The following is a 23449-nucleotide window of genomic DNA, read 5'->3' on the forward strand; positions in this document are numbered from 1 at the left end:
CCTCAAGGCTGGTGCGGGGCGCGCCCCGCCTTCGGCGGCTTACGGCCTTGACCCCGTCCGCTCTCCGGTCTGTTGGCTTGGCATGCGCTCGGTCGATGACCGAGCGCGGTGAGGTGCGCTCGCTCAGTTCAGTGCGTAACGGCTGGGATCCCATTTCTGCCGTCGTGCGATCATGATGTTGAGGATGACGATGAGCTTGCGCATGCAGGCGACAAGCACCACTTTCGGCTTCTTTCCCTTGGCAATCAGGCGGTCGTAGAAGGCCTTGAGCACCGGGTTGTTCTGCGTGGCTGCGCCGAGGCAGGGCATGTAGATGGCGTTGCGGACCCAGCGGCGGCCACCCTTGATATGACGCTCACCGCGCCGATGGCCGCTATCGTCGTCGTACGGGGCGGCGCCTAATAACGCACCGGCGATCTTGTTGCTCACCTGCCCAAGCTCCGGCATCCCCGCAATGAGGTTGGCGGAGGTCGTTTCGGCGAGGCCCGGCACGCTCTCGATGATCTCGGCACGCTCGGCAAGGTGTGGCGAGGCCTTGATCTTGGCCGCAATTGCCGCCTCGAGCTTGGCAATTTCACTGACCAGATTCTTCAAGACGCGGGCATGCGTTTTCTGAACCAGTCCTGGTGCAGCATGCTCGTTTTGGCTTTGCAAGCGCGTCTTGAGATCACCCAGACCGATGCGCGCTTTCACCAGCGCCAGCAACTCCTCGCGTGCGGCATCGTGGGTCTGGCTCGGCGCCTCGGTAAATATCTCGGCGAACCAGGCGATCATCTCCGCGTCGATCACATCGTTCTTTGCCAGCCGGCCGGCCGATAGCGCGAAGCTGCGGACGCGTTTGGGGTCGACGATCCGCACCTCGACACCGGCCTGGCGCAGTAGCTTGGCCCAGTCACGCTCGTAACCGCCGCTCGCCTCCATCACAGCCCTGGTTGCCTTGTACTTGCGAAGCCAGGCCACCAGCTTGCGGTGGCCTTGTCCCGTGTTCGGACAGACCTGACGCAATGACAGCGAGCGAATGCACGCATCCACCTTGTCCTTTGCCACATCGATGCCCACGACAATGCGATCATCTTGTGCCATCATCCACTCCCTTCCTTGCTCGGTACGGGCTCGAAGCCCTTGCAACTGTTCGGGTTGAGGAAGACGCCGGAGCTGTCCCTCGCTCTGGTACAGGCTCTGTCGCCTTTGGGGCGTACGGGCTCAGTTCCAGCAACGGGCGGTTGGTCCGCAACCGCCCGTTCGCTCATTCTGCCAAATTTTTTGGACACAAGGGGCGTCGGCCATCGTCGCAAACGAGGGGCAGGGAGCGGTGGACGTAAGGTCGCGACTGACGAGCGCGGCACTTGCGTACGGCGAAATCGTTTGGGTCCGACGCCCCGATGCAGGCGTCAAGTTCGAAGGCAGCCAACGCTGCCCGAGAGCGATGGTGTCACAAAAAGCAGGGTCACCAGGACGATTACGTATAAGCCGTAAAGCCATTGCGCAGGGAAGGCCGGAGGCTTCCGCCAAACCTGTATGCTCATGTGCAGCCTATTTTTGTGCAACACGCACATGAGACCGCGGGTGCGGCGCGCATCCGGTCTTCCCTGCGCCCTCTGATTTCTGGGGGCCAAGGTTTTCTTGCAAAACTCCGGGCGCATGGCGTCGCGAGATCGCGAAGTCGTATTCAGTTGTCATCACCCGCGAAGGCGGGTGATCCAGTATTCCAGAGACAGAGATGATTGAACCGAGAGGCCATGGCGTACTGGATCCCCCGCATGCGCGGGGGATGACGCGTGTGGGGCGCTTGAGAGCCGGTCATCTTCCACTGTCGTCCCTGCGAACGCAGGCCCATACCGCGTGATTTAGCGGTGAGAGGCGGTGGCTGACATTTTGCCCATAACCATGGCCGCGGCGTATGGGTCCCTGCGTTCGCAGGGACGACGGAAGAAAGCAAAACGCCGCCCGGAATTGGGCGGCGTTTGAATTCGGTCGTGCAGAGGATGTTGAACGCTATTCTACACCAAAATCGCAAAAACTCAATTGCGGAAAGTCGAGTCGAGCCGATCCAGCTTGCGCAGCAGCGGCGGCCACACCAGGGTGGTCGAGCGCAATTCCATCCGATCGGGGTTCTCGAACAAAGCGGCGTTCTTGTCGACCACGGCCTGTTCGACCGGATAGGCGGTCGGTCCGAGCATGCGGGTGCGCACCTGCATCGTGCAGGCCCGCTCCAGGTGGTACATGCGCTCGAAGGCGGAGGCGACCGAGCGGCCGACCGTCAACGTGCCGTGATTGCGCAGCAGCATGTGGTTCTTGGTGCCGAGGTCCTTCTGCAGCCGCGGGCGCTCGTCGTGATCGAGCGCGATGCCTTCGTAGTCGTGATAGGCAAGGTCGTGGGTGACGAGCTGCGCGGTCTGGTTCATCGGCAGCAGGCCTTCCATGCAGCTTGCCACGGCGGTGCCGTCAGGCGTGTGCAGATGGAGCACGCAGCCGGCGTCCTCGCGCACTTCATGGATCGCCGAATGGATGGTGAAGCCGGCCGGGTTGATGCTGTACTGGCTCTCGGTGAGCTGGTTGCCGTCGAGATCGACCTTCACCAGGCTCGATGCAGTGATTTCGTCGAACATCAGCCCGTAGGGGTTGATCAGGAAGTGGTGCTCGGGGCCGGGCACCCGCGCCGAGATGTGGGTATCGACGAGATCGTCCCAGCCATACAGCGCCACCAAACGGTAGGCGGCCGCGAGATTGATGCGCTGGTTCCACTCGGCGTCCGGCATGCCGGACGGGACTTCTCTCAAGCGTGCTTCGGCTGGCGACATGACTGGCTTCTCCCGCGAATGTTGATTTTCGTGGGCGAGCCTAGCCCTGCGCCGGAACGGCGGCAAGGCAGCGCTATTGGGGGGCTGTTATGCCGGCAAAATAATATTCTACGGCGCCGGGATCGAGAGCAACGTCGATATCGCGCGGCCGCGGATATCGTAAACGCGGGCGAACACCACGTCGTCGCGCTTGATTTCCACCAGCACCGGCGCGGTGAGGCCCTTGCAGTAGAATTCGCCCAAGGTCATCGCGAAGTCGGCGGAGTGGCTGTCCCAGCCGATGGTGAAATCGGGGCCGAGCGCCACCTGCGCCGGACGCTGCGGGCCGCAGACCGCGACCTTCCATTTACGTCCGTGCGGCGGGGCTTCCTGACGTTCGGTGAGTTCTTCGCGCAGGCCGTCGGAGGCCTGCTTCAGCGCCAGGCCCCAGTAATCCAGCATGAACAGATTGTCGGCGGTGCGAACCGTGCCGGCGATATGGTTGAAGTGGGTGTATTCGTAGGGATGCAGCCGGATCATTTCGCTGAGCGGCAGCAGCAGGCCGAAGGCGAAAACCGCCAAAGCGGCGGGCTGCCAGCTACGGGCGTGCTGCTTCAGCCAGCTCATGCCCCAGCCGAACGCGACGCCGGCCAGCACCGTCATCGGCGGGATCACGAACACGAAATGGCGGATGCCGTTGTAGAGCGCCGGCCGCTTCACCATCGCGATGACCAGTGGCAGCGTCGCCGCCAGGGTCAACATCAACAGGATGGTCTTGCGGCGGGCCGGCACCTCGATGCGCGACAGCGACATCAGGGTGCCGACGACGCCTCCGATCAACAGCGCCAGCAGCACCTCGGGAAGCTGCAGCGCGAACAGCGTCGGCAGGTACGACCAGGGCATATCGGGCACCGACACCAGTGCGCCGTCGAACATTTCCTTCCAGGGCTTTTCGAAGAAATGCGAGAAATAGGTCAGCGCCTCGAACGGATGTCCGGGCTCCATGATCGACCACGGCCAGATCAGGCCCATCACGAGATAGCCGAACACGAGACCGGGCAGCAGCACGTAGACCACATGGGCGAAGCGATGCGCGGCCTCGCGCGGCCCTTGGGTGCGGGCTTCGGCCACGAGCAGCGGTACGAAACCGACCACCGCATAGACCAGCGCCAGCCCGCCGAGAATCCGGCAACCGATCGAAAGGCCGGCGCCGAAGCCGACGATCAGGATGGTGCGCGGCGAGGGCGCGGGATATTCCTCGGCGAGGCGCACCAAGCCCAGCAGCAGGATCACCATGGCCACCGCGAACGGCGCGTCCTTCGGGTTCATGAACATGTGCCCGTAGAACGTCGGGCACAGCACCAGCAGCAGCAGCGTCGCGAGCCCTGCCAGCGGGCCGCCGACACGGCGCGACAGCCGCCACGTCACCGCAAGCCCGATCACGCCGACGACGGCGCCGAGCAGCCGGCGGGTTTCGAACAGTTCGAGCGGGATAACCTTGTGCAGCAGGGCGGCCGCCATGTCGAAGCCGCCGCCATACATGTAGAGATTGGCGAACGACAGCGCGCCGGTATCCTTGAATCCGGAACCGTACATCTTCAGCAGAAGATCGGCATATTCAGCGTGGGTGTAATCGTCCCAGCCCAGTCCGTAGTCACGGAACGTGAGGCTGGCGATCAAGGCGACCACCGCCAACATCAACATGGCAAGGTCGTCGCAGGTCCGCTCCACCGAGCGCCGCGCAGGCGTGTCGAGGGCAGAAGTCGTGATGGATGACATGGCGATTGGTAACCCGGTGTCCCCTATGGCCCAGCTTTAGCGCTTTTGAGCCTCATTCCCCGGGGATTCATATAGCGTAGTTCCCTTAGCAAGTAATTGGGAATTGTGGCCTAATTTCCCTGATGCAATGCAGCAACGAGGCAGTAATTGGTAGGAGGTAGAAATACGGCCGCCGGCCTGAACGCAGGCTGAATGATGAGACCGGCCGTGCCGGGGCAGGCGGGAATTTCCGGAGCCGAAAGCGGCCTTTCGCGGAACTCTGTGCACAATTGCCGGTTGGCGATGTGCACAATATGACGGTATCGTGGCAAGAGCGGACTGCGAGCATTTCGGGCGCAGCCGCGGGGATGGGTTCGATGACGATTGGTGTGTTGGTTGCCGGAATAGGCCTTGTTTTGGCGGGCCTGCTGGCGATCGGCTTGGGAATCCCGGTCAAGGAATTCAGTTTCGGCAATACGCTGATTCTCATCGGCGCCATGGGCGTTTGCTCCGGTGCGATCATGATCGCCCTCTGGATGGCGGTCCGCGAGCTGAAAAACATCGCGCGGCGGCTCGGCGCCGGACTGCCTGAGCCGCGCGGGGAAATCACGGTGCGGCCGGTGCTGCCTCCGGGCGCTGTGCGGGAGGCCGCGCCCGGCGAGGGCGGTATGCTGTTCAGCCGCGACGAACCGGCTGCCGCGAGCGCGGAACCGCCGCCACCGCCGCCATGGCAGGACGAGGCCGCGCGCGATCGCCCGCCGGCGTTGGCGCCTGAGCCCGAACCGGCCGAGCCTCCGGCACCCAAGGCCAAGCGCAATTTGTTGTTTTCCTCAACCTCGCGGAAAGAGCGCGAGCGCGCGCAGGCGCGGACCAGCGAGCCGTTGCCGCCGGACATGCTGTCGGCGGATATTCGCCCGAACCCGGCAGACGCAGCCCCGCCGATTGAGCCGGCTGAGCCGCCGCCGGCGTCGTTCGATGATGCCTGGCCCAAGCCGGATCGCGGGCGGCAGGGCGACATTCCGCCGCAGCGGCGCAGCGCAAGGCCGCCGCCGGCGCCCGAGGCCAATGGTGCCCCGGCGCAGAGTGGCGATCAGCCGGCAGTGACGGTACTGAAGTCGGGCGTCGTCGACGGCATGGCCTATTCGCTCTATTCGGACGGTTCGATCGAGGCCCAAATGCCGGAAGGCATGATGCGTTTCGCCTCGATCGACGAATTGCGCGCGCATCTCGACCATCGGCCCTAGGCGCCAATACTTGGACGCCGATCCGTATTGAAAATAAAACGCCGTTGTTCTTGTCAGATTCCCGGCAATCCGCGCATATTCGCCAAGTCGTACCGGATTCGGTTGATGTATAGTCGCGGCCGGATACTGTCCGGCCCGCGCGCCGCCGAACCGCGCTCGCGATTCGCAAGGGAAGGTTGAGCCATGACCGATGTAACAGGCAAAACGCCCGTCGAACTGACCGCCAGTATCGTATCGGCCTATCTCAGCAACAACCCGACCCAGGCCTCGGAGATTCCGAACCTGATCAGCCAGGTTCATGCAGCGCTGCTGCGGGTCTCGAGCGGCCGGACCGATACGCCGCTGGAGCCGGCAAAGCCCGCGGTGTCGGTCAAGAAGTCGATCAGCCCCGAATTTCTGGTCTGTCTCGAGGACGGCAAACGCTTCAAGTCGCTGAAGCGCCATCTGCGCACGCAGTACAACATGACGCCGGAGCAATACCGCGACAAATGGGGCCTGCCGCCGGACTATCCGATGGTCGCGCCGAATTACGCGGTGGCGCGCTCGCAACTCGCCAAGAAGATGGGCCTCGGCCAGCAGGCGCGGAAAAAGAGCAAGTAATCAGGACGCGGCGGCGAGTGCTTCGCGCGCGTCGGAGCGAATGCGCTCGACCATCGACCGCAGGCCGTTGGAGCGCTGCGGCGTCAGGTGCTCGCGAAATCCGAACTCGTCGAACACCTTGATCGCGTCCGTCGCCAGGATCTGCTGCGGCGTGCGGCCGGAATACAGCGTCAGCAGGATCGCGATCAGGCCGCGCACGATATGCGCGTCGCTGTCGCCGAGATAGTTCAGGTGCGGTTCTGAGCCGCTGCCGCGGTCGATCTGCTTGGAGAGCCAGACCTGGCTGGCGCAGCCGTTGACCTTGTTGGCGGCGGAGTGCTCGGATTCCGGCATCGGATCGAGCGTGCGGCCGAGTTCGATGACGTACCGGTAGCGGTCGTCCCACTCGTCCAGCAGCGTAAAATTGTCCCTGATTTCGTCGATCGTCGTCATCGTGGCCTGCTCTATTCCTAGACGCCTATATAGGATGTGAGGCCATCGAAAGCGACGAAAATGGAACCGATTCTGTGGCGTTATTTGCCGCTCATGGCGTCGGCGGAACCCGCCATTCGACGGCCATGTCGTCCGGCGTAAGCGTGTCGCGTGGCGATCCCTCGACGGCGGCTTCCGCCGCTTCGACGCTGCCGATCGAGCCGGTGTGATCCGGCGCCTTCTTGTCGGTATCGGGCGCCTTCTTGTCGGTGATGATCTTGTACAGCTTCTGCGCGCCGTCCTTGGCGCGCTGGCCGATCACGGTCGCGGCCTGGCCGCCGACCTCGCAGGCTGCCGGCTGGCGCTTGCAGAACTGGCCCATGTCCGAGACAGCGGCGGTCGCAGCCGATACGGCCTCGGAAGCGCCGATCTGCGGCAGCTTGTCCGATTCGGGGGTCTTGTCCCTGGGCAGCAGCACGAGCACAAGCCCGAGCCAGAATGCCATGCGAAGCAGAAAGAACATCTCGCGATCCCGGTCGTCTCTTCTTGGTTCCGTTGCGGGCATTCCGCAGGTCAAATCCCTGACTAACAGCGCTCGATAAACCGCAAGTGTTTGCATTGAGGTAAAGGCGTCGAAAATTCGCTGAAAATTCGAATGATTTGATTCGGCGTAAATATTCGATTGATGGCGAAAAACTCCCGAAAGTTGGTCCGCCCGGCGCATCCACCATTTCGAAACCATAGATCAATCGCGCTCTAAACCTGTCGTTCACCATCCGCGTCAAATGAGGGGCGCGGATGCAGCGAAAGCTCCGCGAATGCACGGTGTTTCCCGCTCCGCCGCCGGGCCTTAGCGTTCGCTTAAGTTCGCTCTGACACGGTGACGCAAAGATAAAGGGGGCGTTCCGGCGCGTCTGTTCGACGACCAAGCCGAAGCGCAAATGCTGTGACTGTTTTGAGTATCATCCGCGATTGTCTCGATGCGCTACTGCATCCCTCGGCGCGATATGACGCGCTGACGCGTGCGCGTCATCGCGCGTTCATGGCGCCGCGGCTGCTCGGCAGTCTGGTCGCGCTGGCGGCGTTTCCGATCTATCTGGCGATGCGCGGTGCGCCCTCGGCGCTCGAGGTCGCGGCCTTTGCCTGGCTGATCGCACCGATCCTGCTGTCCTGGTTCCTGTCGCGCACCGGCCGTTACGAAGGCGCGCATATCCTGTCTTCGCTGGCGCTGGCCGGCCTGGTGATGATGGTCGCCATGACCACCGGCGGCATCGAGTCCTTTGCCGCGGTCTGGCTGGTCGTCGTTCCCCTGGAAGCCGCGCTCTCGGCCTCGCGCCGCGTGGTTGCCTTTGCCTCGACGCTGGCATTGTCGTGCGCCGCGCTCTTGATCGCGCTCGGGCATTTTGATCTGCTGCCAGCCGCCGAGCCGAATGCAGCCCTGCGCGGCGTATTGATGGCAGCGGGCGTGGCCTCGGCGACGCTCTATGCCGCGGGCCTGGCGTTCGGCGCCGAATCGCTGGCGCGCACCAGCGTGTCGCTGCTGTATGTCGAGGAAGACCGCTATCGCCTGTTGGCGCGCAACATGAGCGACGTGATTTCGCGGCACAGCCGCAACGGCGCGGTGCAGTTCATCTCGCCCGCGGCCGAAGCCATGCTCGGCACACAGGCCTCGCGGCTCACCGGACACGGTCTGTTCGATCGCGTCCATGTTGCCGACCGCCCGGCCTATCTCACTGCGCTGTCGGATGCTGCGCGCGGCGGCGAGGCGCGCAGCGTCGAGTTCCGCCTGCGCCGCGATGCGGTTCGTGGCCAGAATATTTCCGCCGATTTCATCTGGGTCGAAATGCGGTGCCGGCCGTTCGAGCAGGCCACCGCGGAGGCCGAAGTCGTCGCCGTGATGCGCGACGTCACCGACCGCAAGGTCCAGGAACTGGCGCTCGAACTGGCGCGCACCGCCGCCGAACAGGCCGATGCCTCCAAGACGCGCTTTCTCGCCACCATGAGTCACGAATTGCGCACGCCGCTCAACGCCATCATCGGCTTCTCCGAAATGATCGTGCAGGAAGACGTGCTGATGATCGACGCCGCGCGCCGCAAGGAATACGCGCAGTTGATCAACGATTCCGGCCAGCATCTGCTGGGTGTGGTCAACGGCATCCTCGACATGTCGAAGATGGAATCCGGCAACTTCGAGATTTCACCGGAGCCGTTCGCGCCGCGCGCAGCCCTGGTCAATTGCTGCAATCTGCTGGCGCTGAAGGCGCGCGAAAACGGCGTCGACCTCGTCACCCGCGCGCCGGAAGATCTCCCGGTCATGACCGGCGATCCGCGCGCGTTCAAGCAGATCGTGCTCAACCTCGTCGCCAACGCCGTCAAGTTCACCGAGCGCGGCGGCAACGTCACGGTCCAGGCTTCGGTCGAGGGACCGCGGCTGATGCTGCGCGTCACCGACACCGGGGTCGGCATCGCGCCTGATGACCTCAAGCGGATCGGCGATCCCTTCTTCCAGGCCGGCAAGACCTATCAGCGCAAGCACGAAGGCACCGGCCTCGGCCTGTCGATCGTGAAAGGCCTGGTCGGTCTGCACCACGGCGAGATGAACGTGCAAAGCAAGATTGGCGAGGGTACCACGGTATCCGTGGCCTTGCCGCTGACCTTCACGGCGGAAGCACCAACCAATATCGCGACGCTCAAGCCCGCGTTGCGATCCGGACACCAAGACCAAGCCCATCAGGTGAAGAAAAGTGCCTAGACGTATCGACGACGATGAAGACATGCCGCGCCGCCGCCGCGCCAAGGCGGTTGCGATCGAGGCGGAGGAGGAGCGCGGCTTCGTCCTGCGCGTTCTCCTGCACAGCCCGAAAGACCTGGTCGCGGGCTTGTTGGCCGCCGCCGCCGTGTGCGCCATCTTCACCAACGCGTTGTTCCTGCAGGCCGGCCGTCATCCGTCGCCGATGTTCGGCGGAAACGTGGTGACGCTGCCGACGCCGCAACCCGCCGTCGCGAGCCCGCTGCCGCGTCCGCGGCCGATCGAACTGGCCGCCAAGCCGGTTGAGCCCGAACCGGTGGAAGCGAAGCCGGTTGAGGTGAAAGCCGCTGAACCCAAGATGGTTGATAAAAACGCCGATGCCATGACCAGTCTCGTGGTCAAGTCGACGACCAGCGCGCCTGCCGCAGCGCCTGCCAATGTGATGCGGCCGCCGGCACCGATTCCGGCGCCTGCGCAATCCGCCGGCGCGCGACGTGTCGCAGCGGTGCAGCGCGCGCTGACTCAATATGGCTATGGCCAGTTGAAGCCGACCGGCGCCGTCGGCGCCGATACCCAGGCCGCGATCTCGAAGTTCGAGCACGCGCGCAAGCTGCCGGTGACCGGTCAGATGTCCGATCGCCTGGTGCGCGAACTCACCGCGATGACCGGACACCCGATCGACTAGGCGGCTGCGCCGGCTTGGTCCGGTGCATATCGCGAAACAGCCGCGGCGCGACGCCAAATCGCCGCTCGAACGCCTGGTTCAACCGGATCGGGCTAAGCCCGACCCTGGCTGCAACTCCCTTCAACGGCAGATCGCCGTCAACCAGCGTGCGCGCCGCTTCCAGGCGCAGCGCCTCGACGAAGTGCGCCGGCGAACTGCCGGTGGCGGTGAGAAAGCGCCGATAGAAATTCCGCTCGCCGAGGCCGGCGCGCGCCGCAAGCGTCGGCACATCCAGCGGTCGATCCAGATTGTTCTGCATCCAGTCGATCAGATCCGCGAACGGGCTGTCGGCTTCGATGCGGGCATTCAACAGCGGGCTGAATTGCGACTGATAGCCCGGTCGCCGCGCATAGAGCACCAGACGCCGCGCAATCGCATTGGCAATGTCGGCGCCGCAATCGGCTTCGACCATCGCGAGCGCCATGTCGATGCCGGTGGTGACGCCGGCTGACGTCCACACCTTGCCGTCGACCACGTAGAGGGCTTCGGGATCGACGGTAATCCCGGGATACATCGCCGCCAGCGGCGCACACGCCTCCCAATGGGTCGCGACCCGCCGCCCGTCGATCAATCCGAGCGACGCCAGAACGAACGTGCCCGAACAGACCGAGCCGACGCGCCGGGCTTTCGCAGCGCGGCGCGGGATCCAGCGGCGCACCGCCTCGTTGGCAATCACAGCGCGCAGCGCGGCCTGTTCGGCGCCCGCGATCAGCAATGTGTCGATGCGCCCTTGAAGCGGCCGCGCCATCGCGCGGGTTTGCAACGTGACGCCGCTGTCGCTGGTGACCGCGCCGCCCGGCGGTGACAGCACCTCGACCTTGTAGACGTTGCGTTTGAGTTCGCGATTGGCGGCGGCGAACACCGCGGCGGGACCGGTCACGTCCAGCAACTGGAAGCCGTCATAGGCGAGCAGGGCCATGGTCAGCGATTTCGTCATTGTCAGAAAATAGCAGTTTATTGTCATTCCTGACAAGACGTTCCGCGGGCTAGCGTGACTTCGATGCTTGCTACCCCCAATTCCCTGACTTTGGAGAAGACCAGATGCGGCTTTCGATCCTGATTTTTGACGGACTGACCACGCTCGATGCCATCGGCGGCTACGAGATATTGGCGCGGCTCCCCGGTATGGAGACGGAGTTCGTCGCGGCGAAACGTGGCATCATTGCTGCCGATACGCGAAGCCTCGGCCTCGTCGCATTTCGCGATTTTTCGGAAGTAACCGCGACCGACATCCTCTACGTTCCCGGCGGGCCGGGCGCGTTCGCGCTCGAGACGGACGAGCTCTTCCGCGATACCATCCGCCGGCTCGACAAGACCTCGACCTGGACCGTCGGCATCTGCAATGGCGTCGGTCTGCTCGCCGCCGCCGGCGTGCTGAAGGGCCTGAAGGCAACCACCAACTGGCTCTATCAGGACCGGCTGCGCGCCTATGGGTCGGAGTTCGTCGCCGAGCGCTATCACCGCGACGGAAAATATGTCACCGGCGCCGGCGTTTCCGCCAGCATCGACACCGGCCTGTTCCTGGCCTCACTGATCGCAGGCGAGCAGGTGGCAAAGACGGTACAGTTCGGCATCGAATATTATCCCGCGCCACCATTTCCGGAAGCGCGGCCGCAGGACGTCGCGGTCGAGATCCAGGAGCGCATCCGTCGTTTTGAGTCCGAAGGTGGCAGGAAGCTGCTGGTTCACGAACCCGTCTTCAAGGGCATGTTTGAACTCGCGCGAGCGACAGTCTAGCTCGCAGCATAGATAGCGCCGGCGATCGCGCGCTGAGGCCGGCTCTAGCGTCGTGTTCGGCGCTGGCCTATACCGTCACCCCTATGCGATTGAAATCATCCATATGGGTGGCGGCCTATCTGCGCCGTTGCCAGACCGAGGGAATCTTCGGTGCCGTGCGCAGGCGCGGTTCCGAAGAGGCCGGCGCGGTGTTCGTCAAGGTGGCTACGCTCGACGGCAACGCGATGCTGTACGCGCCCGCGCCGCAAACCGTCTATGACGAGAGCCGTCCCACCGAGCGGTTGTTTGCTGCGGCGTCGCCACAACCCGTGCCCGAGCAATCCATCGAGGAACGTCTGGCCAAGGAAATCCGCTTCGATCCCGACGTGTGGATCGTCGAGACCGAGGATCGGGCGGGGCGGCATTTTCTGGATCTGGCGAAGGCCTAGTCTTCATCCTGAAGCGGCGCCAACGGGTCGCGGCGCGCCCGCGACGAGCGCAATTGCGCTCGCACAGGGATGACAGGCTCCGCGCCGTCTCGAAGGATGCATGCAGGGCGCGTGTTCAACGTCGTGCCCGATGGTTCGAGACGCCCGCCAAAAGGCGGGCTCCTCACCATGAGGCACACAGACCAGAATTGCTAGCTTCCGGATGAGGACTTGGTACGAATGCCCGGTACGCTGCCGGGCTGAACGGCGGGACGCGCCTGCGGCGCGGCGGTGCGGGTGCGGTTGCGCTCGTCGTCGTACAGAGCGGGGCGGTATTTGGCGCGGGTCACCGCCATGGTCGAGCCACGCCACGCCGCCAGCATCACCAGCGCCGATCGTTCGGTGAGCCGGTCGTAAAGCCGCGACAGCCGGTAGACGTTGTTCACGGACGAGCCGAATTCAGGATTGAGGAACAACAATATTCGTTGGAACGCCGCGCTCGGCATGTCGAGCGCACGCGCCGCGCAAGCCAACGGCTCGCCACCGGGATCGTTGACCACCTGAGCTGCGATCCGCGCCGGCAAGATCAGGGCTTCGCCGATCTCGAGCGCAAAACTTTCGGTGTCCTGTGCGTACGCCGCCATCTCCAGGATCTGAATGGCGCGCACCGCGCGCGCGGCAGGAATCCGCGCCGAGGCCTTCAGCGGCGTGTCGGAAAGATTGTGCAGGATCAGCGCCCGTTCGCTGGCACTGGCGGCGAAGAACATGTCGCTGATTTCGGCGGCATCGTTGGGCCGCATCGACAGGTTGGAAGCCATCCGCAATTGGGCTTCGGTCGGTGCCTTCACCGGCACGGCTTCCAGGGGAGCCGCGGCAATAGCTGGTGCGACCGGCACGATCTGGGCTGGATGTGACCGCCGCAGTCCGAGCTTGCTCATGATTTCGGCAGGCGTCGCGGGATAGACCGACAGCCGCGCCCGTACTGCCGCACGCGTGGCGTCGTCGACCTGGTCGATCAGGCGGGAGGTCAGTTCGACGAACTGCCGTTCCTCGTCGGCGGAATGGGCGCTGGCCTGCACATAGAGGTCGGTCAGCACGCGCAGCAAGGTTGGGCGGATATCGACGCCCTCGCGACGGGAAAGCGTCATCAGCCCGTCGAAACCTGGAAATAGTGGAGCTGCGGTCATGTCAGGTGTACGCGACTTCGGTCATCCTTCCGGTCAGCCTAACCGGGGCACTTTAAGAGCCGGTTAAGGAAAACAACCTGTGAAGGCACAAGGCGGTTTTTGCGGGTGTCGGCCGGGCCACAGCTGATGATCCGTAGCGGCCCGGGGGCAGGGGATTAAGATGCCGTTAACCACGTCCTGTTCTTAATGATGGCATGTCGCCGGCCAAATCATGTCCGCGCGGCAACCAGAGAGAACCAACATGGGTACCATCATTGAATTGCCGGCAGAGGCGGCGACGCGGCGGCTGGGCTCAAGCATGGATGGCGCTCCACGCGATGGCCTCGGAACCATACTGATCCTTCCCGTTGTCCGGATTGAACGTGACGCCGACGAGACCGGCGACGGACGCGGGCCGGAAGAAGGTACGGCACCCGGACGCCGCCGCCGCCGGCGCCCCTGACAACGGACGTTTGAAATGCCGGAGATGCCCCATCCGACCCGGACCGCCGGGATTCGGTTACACCCGGCTCTCATGCTCCTGTTGGTGAGCGTGACCCTTGGTAGTCTCCTTGGCGGCTGCAGCGGCGGCGATTTCGGCCGCACCCGGAGCGATTTCCGCAACGACGACATGCATCGCTGGCTCGGGGCCGAGGCAACCGGAAGCGTCGGCCTGAAGCCGTCGCAGTTCCAGCTCACCGAAAACGAACGCCAACTCCGCGACTTCGCTTTTCCGCTGATCGAGCCGCCGCATTCGCGGCCCGCTTGGAAGAGCGTGTTCGGCGATTACCAGCCGCTGCCCTCGCCGTGGCGGCAGAAGGTGGTGTTCGACCGTACCACCTACGGGCGCGCGCTGATCGACGAGCCGCATCGCTCGCATACCTCGCGCTATCAGCAATTGATCGAGGACGTTCGCAACGACATTACCCGGTTCGAGCCGTTCTTCGCCACGGCGGCGAGCGTCATCGAACTCGACCGCAAGCGCAATGCCAGCCTGAAAATGGTCTCGGAACTGTCGCCGCGCGAGCAGGCCGATGCGGTCGCCCGCATGGAAGAGAACACGCTGATCGTGCAATGGGTCCAGCAATGCCTGGAACGGCGGATCTCGTCCTATCGCTGGGCGCTGGAGCGGCTGGTGATCCAGACGCCGGACAATATCGCCGCCGACGCCGACCGGCTGATCGGCGAACTCGCCGCCCAAACCGCCAATCCGCCGGTGGCAGCCGAGCCCGTGATCGGGCGCGCCGTGACGGTGAAGGGCTAACGCCTGCTTTTTGCGATCTTCCTGGTGCGGATAGTTCTGGGCCGCCGCGGCTTTAGCTGCGCGATAAAATTCTGCAGCACCTGCGGCAAAGGCCGCGCGGCGCTGTAGGCGAGGCCGACCTGGCGCTTCACGTCGATATCGATCTCGCGCACGGCGACATCCGCGCGGCCGCGGGCGACGCCTTCAGGGACGATCGCGATGCCGACACCGGCCGCCACCAGTGCCATCGCCCAGTCTTCCGATTCCGCGATCGCCGCGGACCGGCGCCGCACCGACGCGGCGCGGCCGAAGAAGGCGCTCTGCTCGCAATGGCAGCGGTCGATCATGGCGGCGCCGGCGAGGTCGGACGCGCGCAGCCGCTCCTTCAGCGTCAGCGGATGCGATGGCGGCAGCGCCGCGACATAGCGCTCGACCCAAAGCGGAACGAAGTGTTCGCCCGGCTTGAGGATGTTCTTCGAAATGATCCGCGCGTCTGCGGCCTCGTTGATGCCGACGAGGCGGAGCGCGACATCGGGATTCCCGGTCAACGGCTTCAGCAGGGCGACCGTCCGCGGCATGTCGAGCGTGCGCATCAGGCCGAGCCTCAGCGTGGCCTGCGTCGACGGCTTCCGGAACAGGTTCTTGGCGGCATCCGCCTCGTCGATGATGCGGCGGGCGACGGCATGAAACTGCTCGGCCGATGCGGTCGGCGACATACCCTTCTTGTGGCGGACGAACAGCGTGGTGCCGAGTTCGGCTTCGAGATTGGTGATCGCGGCCGAAATCGAAGGCTGCGAAATGAAGCAACGTTTTGCCGCCGCGGTCAGGTTGCGCTCGTTGAACACGGCAGTGAAATAACGGAGCTCGCGGATATCCATAGTCAAATCCTATCGATACTATCAGATATCAATATTTTACCTATGATAGCGCGAATGGCAAGCTGAGCGTCTGATTGCAGAGGAGTTCGTCATGCGCGTCCATCATCTCAACACCGGCACCATGTGCCCGATCGGCCGACGGCTGGTGAACGGCACCGGCAGCATTTTTCAGCGGGCGCGGATGGTGTGCCACTGCCTGTTGGTCGAAACCAATGACGGGCTGGCGCTGGTCGACACCGGCATCGGGCTCGACGATATCGCCAACCCGCCGCGGCTTGGACCGAAATGGGTGCGGCAGACCACGCCACGGCTCGACCCCGCCGAGACCGCGGTTCAGCAGGTCAAGGCGCTCGGCTATTCGCCGTCAGATGTGCGCCATCTGCTGCTGACGCATCTCGACCGCGATCATGCCGGCGGCATTCCGGATTTTCCGAACGCAAAAGTGCACGTGCATCAGCGCGAACATGACACGGCGGTGTCTGCCCGGATCCCCGCGCCGAAGGGCCGCTACATCACCGATCAATGGAAGCATCACCCACAATGGTCGTTCTATGGGGAGGGCGGCGAAGACTGGTTCGGCTTCAAGGGCGTGCGCGCGCTCGGCGATCGCGAGCCGGACATTTTGATGGTCCCGTTGCCCGGGCATACGCTCGGCCATTGCGGCATCGCGGTGCGCACCAAGGAAAGATGGCTGTTGCATGCCGGCGACGCCTACTTCTTCCATGGCCAGATCGACGCCAAGCCGAAGATGCCGCTGGTACTCGGGCTGTTTCAGCGCCGCGCCGACATGGACCGCGCCATGCGGATCGAAAATCAGGAACGGCTGAGGGCGCTGAAGGCCAAGCACGGCGACGCCGTGACGATCTTTAGCAGCCACGACCCCGTCGATTACGAACGATGTCGGTGCGGATCAGTCCACTAGCGCTTGCCGCGTTGCGCCGGGCCGGCTGGCGGCGCCGGCGCAGGATCCGGCTGCTTGGGTGGCGGCGGCGCATCGACCTGCACGGCGCAGCTCGATGCCGCGAGCGTGGTCTGCGCCTGCGGCATCAGGCCGGGCTCGGGCGCCAGCGCCTTCAGCAGGATCAGTCCGGTCGCGGTCGGCGAGTCGATGATCAGCCGGTCGGCGGCGGTGACTTCCTCGTCCTCGGGTAGTTCATTGTGCTGCGCTTCCGTCATCAGATCGAGCTCGATCACCTTGCGGCCGGCCGAGCGATCGTTGATGGCGTAATAGGCGACCTCGTTGCGGGTGTAGAACGACACCGACGTATAGGCCTGGCTGACCGGGACCGTCAGTTTGATCGGTCCATCTTTCAGATCGTAGCGGCAGATCGCCATCGCGAAGGCCGGGTCCATGAACGGCATCGGCGAATTGGCGGGATCGGCGAGCGGCAACTGCGTCACCGCGTTGAGCTTGGTCGTCGGCGTCAGCCGCGAATAGGCGTCCTGGGAGGCGATGCGCGGCAGCGCCAGCACGCTGACGAGATGCACCACGCCGCCGAGCAGCACGCCTGCGATGATGGTGAACAGCAGGCGGATCATGGGCAGCCCACCGTGGAGATCGAGGGCATCGGGGCGTCGCGCTGCGTCCGCGTCGCAACGCCAACCGGCGTATCGTACAGCCGCAGCATCAGCGCGTAACGCTCGATGCCGCCGGTCGGCAGCCAGTTGCCGGCGCGCGAGCGCGCCGCCACCCGGATTTCGAACGCGCCGTCGGAGCCGCGCACGATTTCCTGGCTGGTGAAGCCGTAGCGTTGCAGCGAATTGCCGACCAGATGTCCCTTGCGGTCGAACAGCGTCAGCGTCCAGAACCGCGCCGCCGGGGTCACGCCGCTGACGACGATGTCGCAGCGGCCGTCGAGCGGCTTCTTCTTGTCGTCGGTGGTGGCCGAAAAGGCGATGCCGTCGCCGGTGCCGATCGGCAATTCGCCGCTGCGCGCGATCGAGGCGCGCGAATAGGGATCGACGTCGGCGGTGCCGCTCTTCGGCCGCGCCGTCCAGGCACCGATCGTGAGCGTGCCGAGATCCGTGCCGCGCGTTGCCGTCACGTAGGTCGAGCCGAGGCCGACGACGGTGGCCAGGATCAGTGCCAGCAAGGTGATGAAGATCAGCCGCACAGGCCAGTGCTCCCTGGAATCACCACATCAGATTCCGGTTGAACCGGAATCTGATGCTTATTTTGTTTGCGCATGATCTCGCCGGAAAACCGGCTTCCACTTTTCCGGATCATGCGACCTAGTTCTTCCGCTGCGCCGGCGGAGCCTGGTCGCCGGCCGCGGCGACATAGTTCTCCGGGAAGGCCAGCGCGCTGGAAGATGCCGGCTTGGTCGGCGCCGGTTCGTTGGCCGAGGTCTTGCCCGCGGTCTTGCCGGCGTCGTCGAGCAGTTTTTCGACGCGCACCAGGATATCGGCGCCGCGCCGCGTCAGCACCGGCGGCGGCCCCGGCTTGGTCTCCAGCACCCGCGGCGGCGCGCCATTGGCGGCGACGTTGGCGGCAACAGGGGCCGGCGGCAGCTTGGTGCCCATGCCGATGCCTGCGATTTCCTTCACTTCGACGCCCTGATGCGCGACCACCATGATGTCGTGCCAGGTCTGCGCCGGCAGCGAGCCGCCGGTCATGCGGTTGGTCGGCGAATAGTCGTCGTTGCCGTACCACACCGCGCAGGTGAAGTTGCCGGTGTAACCGACGAACCAGGCGTCGCGATAGGCGTTGGTGGTGCCGGTCTTGCCGGCGGTCGGAATGCCGTCGAGCGCGGCGCGACGCGCGGTGCCTTCGCTGACGACGTGGCTCATCATGCCCGCCATGTCGGCGGCGACGGAAGCCGGGATCGCCTGCAGCGGTTTCCTGCCGTCGCGGTCGAAGCGCCAGACCAGATCGCCGGCGCCGGTGCGGACTTCGAGCACGGCGTGCGGCTTGACCGACTTGCCCTTGTTCGGGAAGGTCGCATAGGCCACCGCGTGTTCGAGCACGGTGACCTCGTCGGAGCCGATCGGCATCGATGGCGTATCCGGCAGCGGCGCGGTGAGGCCGAAGCGGCGCGCCACCTCGACGATCTTGACGCGGCCGGCCTTGGCCGGGTTCGGCGACTTGCCGCCGAGCGCGATCGACAGTTTCACCGGGACGACGTTGATCGAGCGGGTGATCGCCTGCGTCAGCGTCACCGCGCCGGAATAGGAATGGCCATAGTTCTGCGGACACCAGTTGCCGATGCAGACCGGGCCGTCGACCACGATCGAGGTCGGCTTGAAGCCGTTCAGAAGTGCCGTCGTATAGACATACGGCTTGAACGACGAGCCCGGCTGCCGGTAGGCGTCGGTGGCGCGGTTGAACTGGCTGGCGCCATAGTCGCGGCCGCCGACCATCGCTCGAACGCCGCCGTCGAGATCGCCGACCACGGTGGCGGCTTGCGTGGCGTGATAATCGCGGCCGAACTGGCGCAACTGGTTTTCGATCGCCTCTTCGGCGGCGTGCTGCACGTTCATGTCGATCGAGGTGCGGACCACGAACACGCGCTCGGTGTACGATTTCGGGAAGGTATCGACCAGCTTGCGCATCTCGTCGAAGGCGTAATCGAGATAGTAGTTCGGCGAAGCCTCGTCGCGGCGGTCGACGGCGACGGCGGGATTACGCCGGGCGCCGAACACCTGGCCTTCGGTCATGAAGCCGGCATCGACCAGGTTGTCGAGCACCACGTTGGCGCGGGCACGGGCGGCGGGCAGGTTGATGTGCGGGGCGTATTTGGTCGGGGCCTTGAACAGGCCGGCCAGCATCGCCGATTCCGCCAGATTGACGTCGCGGGCCGACTTGTTGAAGTAGAAATGCGCAGCGCCATCGACGCCGAAGGTGCCGCCGCCCATGTAGGCGCGGTCGAGGTAGAGTTTGAGGATTTCGTTCTTGGTCAGGCGGGTTTCCAGCCAGACCGCGAGGAAGGCTTCCTTCACCTTGCGCTCGATGGTGCGCTCGTTGTTGAGGAACAGGTTCTTCGCCAGCTGCTGGGTGATCGACGAACCGCCCTGTCGCACGCCGCCGGCCTGCGCGTTGGTGACCAGCGCACGCGCGGTGCCGGCGATGTCGATGCCGAAATGGTCGTAGAAGCGGCGGTCTTCGGTCGCCAGCGTCGCCTTGATCAAATTGTCCGGAAAGTCTTCCAGCGGAATCGAATCGTTGTGCTTGATGCCGCGGCTGCCGATCGGCGTGCCGTAGCGGTCGAGGAACGTCACCGCGAGATCGGACTTCTTCAGCCAGTCGTCATCGGCGGTTTCGCGGAACGCCGGGATCGCCAGCGCCAGCATCAGGATCAGCCCGCCGAGACCGATGGTGGCGGCTTCCGACAGCGGCTCGATGAACACCCAGCGCTTCCAGCGGCCGACATAGAAGCGGTCCATGAAGGTGGAATAGCGCTCATAGAGTTCGCGCAGGCCCTTGCCCGACGAGAACAGCGTCGAGTCGATACGCGCATCCAGATCCAGAAAGAAATTCCGGATCTTCTGCTTCCAGTGTGGAGGTACGATCTGGCGCACCGGGACCCTTGGTCATTTCGCAGGCGTTCCAGCGCCGGCCGGGCACTGTGGAGACGTCTTGCTTCGATGTTGCGGCAAACCCAAGGCGCTTTTACGTCCTTAGGGGACTCGCGGCTGTTCTATCCGAGGGGGGGCCATAAACCAATGCTCCCGCTCACGATTTTGATGGTCAGGACTAACGCTGCCCCCCGATTTATTGCAGCTAAAGACGGCTCCGCTTGCGCCCGGGGTCGGCTACCCCCTAGAAGGCTGAAGCCGAACCGATCCGGACACCATCCAGTTTCATGACCATACCGCCCAAGCCACCCTCGGGCCAGGAGGGATTCTTCTGGAAAACCAAGACGTTGGAAGAGATGTCCGACGCCGAATGGGAAAGCCTGTGCGACGGCTGCGCGCGCTGTTGCCTGGAAAAGCTCGAGGATGAGGATACCGGCAAGATCTATTTCACCCACGTTTCCTGCAAGCTGCTGGATTCGGGGTCATGCGCCTGCAAGGACTACCCAAACCGCTCCGCCAAGGTTCCGGATTGCGTCCGCCTGACGCCTGAAAACGTCCGTACCCTGAACTGGCTGCCGCCGAGCTGCGGCTACAAGCTCGTCGCCGAGGGGCGCGATCTCTACTGGTGGCACCCGCTGATCTCGGGCGATCCCAACACCGTGCACGAAGCCGGCGTTTCCGTCCGCGGCCGGGTGCAGGGCACCGAGAACGAGATCGCCGATGAAGACCTCGAGGACCACATCGTGCAATGGCCGGCGCTGCTGCCGAAGCGGGCCAAGCTGAAGAAGCGGCCCAAGGCCTGACTGAAGGTTTTGGCTTAAAGCCTTGAATGCAAAGCGCTGAGCGCTGCTGATCGATCACGTAAACGCGAAGATGCCCCGATGGGACGCACCCATGCACCCGGGGTGCTGCCCGACGCGCGTTTTCTCCCGTAAATAGGGCCGGAAATAGCGATTCCATTCCGGCCGCTTGAGGCCGTGCAGAAGAATATTACGCCCGATATGAACAAGTTCGAACGGCAGGACTCTGCCGACCAGACGACATTGCCCGACGATTTCGCCCGCGAGCTCTCGCACATCACGACCGAGGTCATCGAGGTCTCTGATGCGCCGTCGCTGGCGCCGCGCGCGCCGCTGACGCAGGACGAGGTCCGCACCATCCTGATGAGCCTGCTGCTGACGATGTTCCTGGCCGCGCTCGACCAGACCATCGTCGCGACCGCGCTGCCGACCATCGGCCGGCAGTTCAACGATGTCAGCAATCTCTCCTGGGTGATTACGGCCTATCTCCTGGCTTCGACCGCGGTGGCGCCGGTGTTCGGCACGCTGAGCGACATCTACGGCCGCCGTGTCATGATCACCGTGTCGCTTACCATGTTCACCGTGGGCTCGATCCTGTGCGCGGTGGCACCCAACATGCCGGTGCTGATTCTGGCGCGCGGCCTGCAGGGGCTCGGCGGCGGCGGCATCATGCCGGTCGTGCAGACCGTGATCTCCGATGTGGTCTCACCGCGCGAGCGCGGCCAGTACCAGGCCTATTTCTCCGGCGTCTGGATGGCGGCCGGGTTGCTCGGGCCGGTGCTGGGCGGCGTGTTCGCCGAACATCTGCACTGGTCGATGATCTTCTGGATCAACGTGCCGCTGGCGCTCGGCGCGCTGGCGCTATTGCTGCCGAAGATGGGCAAGATTCCGGTGTTCCATCGCAAGCGCAAGGTCGACTGGCTCGGCGGCGTGCTGCTGATGGGCTCGGCCGTCGTGATCATGCTGGTGCTGACCTGGGGCGGTAACCGCTATCTGTGGCTGTCGCCGGTGATCCTGTCGATGATCGGCGCTTCCGCCGCGCTGGGGTTCGCCTTCGTCTGGCATGCGAACAAGGCCGACGAGCCGTTCCTGCCGCTGTCGCTGATCCGCGGGCCGATTGCGCCTTACGCCATGACGGCGGGCGGTTGTGCGCTCGGCGCCATTACCGGCCTTACCGTTCAACTGCCGCTCTACTACGAGGTGGTCTATCACCTCAGCGCCAGTGAGGCCGGTCTGGCGCTGATCCCGATTGCCGCGGTCTCGACTTGCGGCGCGGCGATCGCAGGCAAGACCATGTCGCGCGCCAAGCACTACAAGCGCGTCGCCGTATTCGGAACTTCGATGGCGGTGGTTTTCGGCGCCGTGCTGACCGCGACGACGCTGCCGCTGTGGGGATTTCTGATCGTGCTGGCGCTGTTCGCGCTCGGCCTCGGCACGACTTTCCCGGTCAGCGTGGTCTCGCTGCAGAACTCGGTGGCGCGCGCGCAGATCGGCACCGTGACCGGTGCGATGAATTTCTTTCGCTCGCTGATGTCGTCGTTCACGGTCGCAGCCTTCACCGCGATCCTGCTGATGGCGCTGGGCGCGGATATCTCGCTCGCCGGCGAACATCGCGGCCCCGTGAGTTCGATCCCCGTCGCCGACATGATCACGGCATTCCGCTACGTATTCGGTGCGGCCACCGCGCTGCTCGCCCTCGGTGCGTTCTGCATGATCGCGATGGAGGAACGGCCGCTGGCCGGCCCGGCTACGCCGCCGGCGGAGATGGCGGAGTAGGGGCTGCGCTGCAGGCTTTCCACGGCAGCGCGTTCCACGTCGTGGCGGACTTTAGCGCAGCGCCAGAAGAAACTGCTTGATGTTCTGTTGTATCGCCCGTTCGTTTGCGACCCGCATGCGGTCGGCGGCAATCGGCGAATCGGAAAATGTCGCGCGGGCTGTGGCCTTGATCGGGTAGGTCGCCGCCACCCCAGAGCCGGAAACCTTGTAGGTGACGTCAGCCGTGACATCCAGATCAAGCCCGATCAAGGGTTGATCGAGATTGACGATTTCAGCATCGACATAGAATTTTGGCGTGCCTGAGTTGACGAGGTAGCCGTTGGCGGCGAGGCTGCTTTCAAGGGCGGCCTTGAGTGGCTCGTTCTCGACACCCATCACAGTCAGTACGTTCATCATGCGGCCGCCGGTGACCGAACGGACCGCGATTGCATTCCGGTATTTCGGATTTGCATTGACCACCGTGCCGCTATCAACCGTCATCGCCTGCTGGGTCGCGCATGCTGCGAGACACGGCGCAACGAGCGCTAGAACGACGAGAATCTTCCCATATCGGATCAAAGCCCGCCCCCAAGACCCCACGCTTGCTCTATTGAAGGTTGTAGCCAACGGCCAGCGAACGATCAATAGCGGCATGATCTGCTTGACCATCGCTGCTGGGTTG

General features: G+C 64.3%; 23 protein-coding genes. 11 read left to right on the forward strand and 12 right to left on the reverse strand.

Annotated elements, in window-relative coordinates; all coding sequences use genetic code 11:
• Positions 1–123 precede the first annotated feature (123 nt).
• The 3 genes from BLS26_RS30275 to BLS26_RS30285 all read right to left on the reverse strand — a co-directional run bounded on the left by BLS26_RS30275 (position 124) and on the right by BLS26_RS30285 (position 4559).
• The gene (locus BLS26_RS30275; protein ID WP_092509475.1) at positions 124–1086 is read right to left on the reverse strand and encodes an IS110 family transposase; all 963 of its coding nucleotides are present in this window, start codon (positions 1084–1086) and stop codon (positions 124–126) included.
• 935 nt (positions 1087–2021) lie between these two features.
• Positions 2022–2801, reverse strand: coding sequence for a class II aldolase/adducin family protein (locus tag BLS26_RS30280; RefSeq protein ID WP_092516151.1), 780 nt, complete (start codon positions 2799–2801; stop codon positions 2022–2024).
• A 108-nt stretch (positions 2802–2909) separates the two neighbouring features.
• Positions 2910–4559 carry a glycosyltransferase family 39 protein gene (locus BLS26_RS30285; protein ID WP_092516152.1) on the reverse strand — a complete coding sequence of 550 codons (1650 nt, stop codon included), beginning with the start codon at positions 4557–4559 and terminating at the stop codon, positions 2910–2912.
• 356 nt (positions 4560–4915) lie between these two features.
• Here BLS26_RS30285 and BLS26_RS30290 point away from each other — a divergent pair, with 356 nt between their 5' ends.
• Positions 4916–5782, forward strand: coding sequence for a hypothetical protein (locus tag BLS26_RS30290; RefSeq protein WP_092518785.1), 867 nt, complete (start codon positions 4916–4918; stop codon positions 5780–5782).
• A gap of 183 nt (positions 5783–5965) precedes the next feature.
• A complete protein-coding gene (locus tag BLS26_RS30295) occupies positions 5966–6382 on the forward strand; it encodes a MucR family transcriptional regulator (RefSeq protein ID WP_092516153.1) in 417 nt (138 codons plus the stop codon).
• Here BLS26_RS30295 and BLS26_RS30300 read toward each other — a convergent pair whose 3' ends face one another.
• Complete coding sequence (locus tag BLS26_RS30300) at positions 6383–6814, reverse strand: SufE family protein (protein WP_092516154.1); 432 nt, start codon at positions 6812–6814, stop codon at positions 6383–6385.
• 91 nt (positions 6815–6905) lie between these two features.
• Positions 6906–7316, reverse strand: a complete 411-nt coding sequence (locus BLS26_RS30305; RefSeq protein WP_092516155.1) for a DUF5330 domain-containing protein — start codon at positions 7314–7316, stop codon at positions 6906–6908.
• Between the two features lie 423 nt (positions 7317–7739).
• Between BLS26_RS30305 and BLS26_RS30310 the strand changes: the two genes are divergently transcribed.
• Both BLS26_RS30310 and BLS26_RS30315 read left to right on the forward strand, forming a co-directional pair.
• On the forward strand, positions 7740–9545 hold the full coding sequence (locus BLS26_RS30310) for an ATP-binding protein (RefSeq protein ID WP_092516156.1): 1806 nt from the start codon (positions 7740–7742) through the stop codon (positions 9543–9545).
• A complete protein-coding gene (locus tag BLS26_RS30315; RefSeq protein WP_172804728.1) occupies positions 9538–10227 on the forward strand; it encodes a peptidoglycan-binding domain-containing protein in 690 nt (229 codons plus the stop codon). Before BLS26_RS30310 ends, BLS26_RS30315 begins: the two co-directional genes overlap by 8 nt.
• Here the strand turns inward: BLS26_RS30315 and BLS26_RS30320 are convergent.
• On the reverse strand, positions 10196–11203 hold the full coding sequence (locus BLS26_RS30320) for a GlxA family transcriptional regulator (RefSeq protein WP_092516157.1): 1008 nt from the start codon (positions 11201–11203) through the stop codon (positions 10196–10198). The two genes, BLS26_RS30315 and BLS26_RS30320, sit on opposite strands and share 32 nt — an antisense overlap.
• Positions 11204–11307: 104 nt before the next feature.
• On the opposite strand from BLS26_RS30320, the gene BLS26_RS30325 reads away from it, so the two are divergent.
• Together BLS26_RS30325 and BLS26_RS30330 are read left to right on the forward strand one after the other, a co-directional pair.
• Positions 11308–12003: a DJ-1/PfpI family protein gene (locus BLS26_RS30325; protein WP_092516158.1), complete on the forward strand. Its 696-nt coding sequence runs from the start codon at positions 11308–11310 to the stop codon at positions 12001–12003.
• An 83-nt stretch (positions 12004–12086) separates the two neighbouring features.
• Complete coding sequence (locus BLS26_RS30330; RefSeq protein ID WP_092516159.1) at positions 12087–12431, forward strand: DUF1491 family protein; 345 nt, start codon at positions 12087–12089, stop codon at positions 12429–12431.
• Between the two features lie 191 nt (positions 12432–12622).
• Here BLS26_RS30330 and BLS26_RS30335 read toward each other — a convergent pair whose 3' ends face one another.
• Positions 12623–13597 (reverse strand): DUF2336 domain-containing protein, encoded by a 975-nt coding sequence (locus tag BLS26_RS30335; protein ID WP_092516160.1) that lies wholly within the window; start codon positions 13595–13597, stop codon positions 12623–12625.
• Between the two features lie 241 nt (positions 13598–13838).
• On the opposite strand from BLS26_RS30335, the gene BLS26_RS30340 reads away from it, so the two are divergent.
• Together BLS26_RS30340 and BLS26_RS30345 are read left to right on the forward strand one after the other, a co-directional pair.
• Complete coding sequence (locus BLS26_RS30340) at positions 13839–14039, forward strand: hypothetical protein (protein WP_092516161.1); 201 nt, start codon at positions 13839–13841, stop codon at positions 14037–14039.
• A 72-nt stretch (positions 14040–14111) separates the two neighbouring features.
• On the forward strand, positions 14112–14840 hold the full coding sequence (locus BLS26_RS30345) for a hypothetical protein (protein WP_371360713.1): 729 nt from the start codon (positions 14112–14114) through the stop codon (positions 14838–14840).
• Here the strand turns inward: BLS26_RS30345 and BLS26_RS30350 are convergent.
• Positions 14837–15697: a LysR family transcriptional regulator gene (locus BLS26_RS30350; protein ID WP_092516162.1), complete on the reverse strand. Its 861-nt coding sequence runs from the start codon at positions 15695–15697 to the stop codon at positions 14837–14839. The genes BLS26_RS30345 and BLS26_RS30350 overlap by 4 nt on opposite strands.
• Before the next feature lie 91 nt (positions 15698–15788).
• Here BLS26_RS30350 and BLS26_RS30355 point away from each other — a divergent pair, with 91 nt between their 5' ends.
• The gene (locus BLS26_RS30355; protein ID WP_092516163.1) at positions 15789–16619 is read left to right on the forward strand and encodes an MBL fold metallo-hydrolase; all 831 of its coding nucleotides are present in this window, start codon (positions 15789–15791) and stop codon (positions 16617–16619) included.
• Here the strand turns inward: BLS26_RS30355 and BLS26_RS30360 are convergent.
• The 3 genes from BLS26_RS30360 to BLS26_RS30370 all read right to left on the reverse strand — a co-directional run bounded on the left by BLS26_RS30360 (position 16616) and on the right by BLS26_RS30370 (position 20215).
• Positions 16616–17236, reverse strand: a complete 621-nt coding sequence (locus BLS26_RS30360) for a DUF1254 domain-containing protein (protein ID WP_092516164.1) — start codon at positions 17234–17236, stop codon at positions 16616–16618. The genes BLS26_RS30355 and BLS26_RS30360 overlap by 4 nt on opposite strands.
• A complete protein-coding gene (locus tag BLS26_RS30365; RefSeq protein ID WP_092516165.1) occupies positions 17233–17811 on the reverse strand; it encodes a DUF1214 domain-containing protein in 579 nt (192 codons plus the stop codon). Before BLS26_RS30365 ends, BLS26_RS30360 begins: the two co-directional genes overlap by 4 nt.
• Positions 17812–17929: 118 nt before the next feature.
• On the reverse strand, positions 17930–20215 hold the full coding sequence (locus tag BLS26_RS30370; RefSeq protein ID WP_092516166.1) for a transglycosylase domain-containing protein: 2286 nt from the start codon (positions 20213–20215) through the stop codon (positions 17930–17932).
• Positions 20216–20499: 284 nt separating this feature from the next.
• Here BLS26_RS30370 and BLS26_RS30375 point away from each other — a divergent pair, with 284 nt between their 5' ends.
• Both BLS26_RS30375 and BLS26_RS30380 read left to right on the forward strand, forming a co-directional pair.
• The gene (locus BLS26_RS30375; protein ID WP_092516167.1) at positions 20500–21015 is read left to right on the forward strand and encodes a YcgN family cysteine cluster protein; all 516 of its coding nucleotides are present in this window, start codon (positions 20500–20502) and stop codon (positions 21013–21015) included.
• A gap of 198 nt (positions 21016–21213) precedes the next feature.
• On the forward strand, positions 21214–22788 hold the full coding sequence (locus BLS26_RS30380) for an MDR family MFS transporter (RefSeq protein WP_092516168.1): 1575 nt from the start codon (positions 21214–21216) through the stop codon (positions 22786–22788).
• Between the two features lie 51 nt (positions 22789–22839).
• On the opposite strand, the gene BLS26_RS30385 is transcribed toward BLS26_RS30380, so the two are convergent.
• Positions 22840–23436: a hypothetical protein gene (locus tag BLS26_RS30385; protein WP_210186251.1), complete on the reverse strand. Its 597-nt coding sequence runs from the start codon at positions 23434–23436 to the stop codon at positions 22840–22842.
• Between the last annotated feature and the right edge of the window lie 13 nt (positions 23437–23449).

This window comes from Afipia sp. GAS231 (genome assembly GCF_900103365.1).
Classification (GTDB): domain Bacteria; phylum Pseudomonadota; class Alphaproteobacteria; order Rhizobiales; family Xanthobacteraceae; genus Bradyrhizobium.

Coding starts and splice junctions, on each gene's coding strand:
- BLS26_RS30275 (WP_092509475.1), bottom strand. CDS start 1,086: ATGATGGCACAAGATGATCGCATTGTCGTGGGCATCGATGTGGCAAAG.
- BLS26_RS30280 (WP_092516151.1), bottom strand. CDS start 2,801: ATGTCGCCAGCCGAAGCACGCTTGAGAGAAGTCCCGTCCGGCATGCCG.
- BLS26_RS30285 (WP_092516152.1), bottom strand. CDS start 4,559: ATGTCATCCATCACGACTTCTGCCCTCGACACGCCTGCGCGGCGCTCG.
- BLS26_RS30290 (WP_092518785.1), top strand. CDS start 4,916: ATGACGATTGGTGTGTTGGTTGCCGGAATAGGCCTTGTTTTGGCGGGC.
- BLS26_RS30295 (WP_092516153.1), top strand. CDS start 5,966: ATGACCGATGTAACAGGCAAAACGCCCGTCGAACTGACCGCCAGTATC.
- BLS26_RS30300 (WP_092516154.1), bottom strand. CDS start 6,814: ATGACGACGATCGACGAAATCAGGGACAATTTTACGCTGCTGGACGAG.
- BLS26_RS30305 (WP_092516155.1), bottom strand. CDS start 7,316: ATGTTCTTTCTGCTTCGCATGGCATTCTGGCTCGGGCTTGTGCTCGTG.
- BLS26_RS30320 (WP_092516157.1), bottom strand. CDS start 11,203: ATGACGAAATCGCTGACCATGGCCCTGCTCGCCTATGACGGCTTCCAG.
- BLS26_RS30325 (WP_092516158.1), top strand. CDS start 11,308: ATGCGGCTTTCGATCCTGATTTTTGACGGACTGACCACGCTCGATGCC.
- BLS26_RS30330 (WP_092516159.1), top strand. CDS start 12,087: ATGCGATTGAAATCATCCATATGGGTGGCGGCCTATCTGCGCCGTTGC.
- BLS26_RS30335 (WP_092516160.1), bottom strand. CDS start 13,597: ATGACCGCAGCTCCACTATTTCCAGGTTTCGACGGGCTGATGACGCTT.
- BLS26_RS30340 (WP_092516161.1), top strand. CDS start 13,839: ATGGGTACCATCATTGAATTGCCGGCAGAGGCGGCGACGCGGCGGCTG.
- BLS26_RS30345 (WP_371360713.1), top strand. CDS start 14,112: ATGCTCCTGTTGGTGAGCGTGACCCTTGGTAGTCTCCTTGGCGGCTGC.
- BLS26_RS30350 (WP_092516162.1), bottom strand. CDS start 15,697: ATGGATATCCGCGAGCTCCGTTATTTCACTGCCGTGTTCAACGAGCGC.
- BLS26_RS30355 (WP_092516163.1), top strand. CDS start 15,789: ATGCGCGTCCATCATCTCAACACCGGCACCATGTGCCCGATCGGCCGA.
- BLS26_RS30360 (WP_092516164.1), bottom strand. CDS start 17,236: ATGATCCGCCTGCTGTTCACCATCATCGCAGGCGTGCTGCTCGGCGGC.
- BLS26_RS30375 (WP_092516167.1), top strand. CDS start 20,500: ATGACCATACCGCCCAAGCCACCCTCGGGCCAGGAGGGATTCTTCTGG.
- BLS26_RS30380 (WP_092516168.1), top strand. CDS start 21,214: ATGAACAAGTTCGAACGGCAGGACTCTGCCGACCAGACGACATTGCCC.
- BLS26_RS30385 (WP_210186251.1), bottom strand. CDS start 23,436: ATGGTCAAGCAGATCATGCCGCTATTGATCGTTCGCTGGCCGTTGGCT.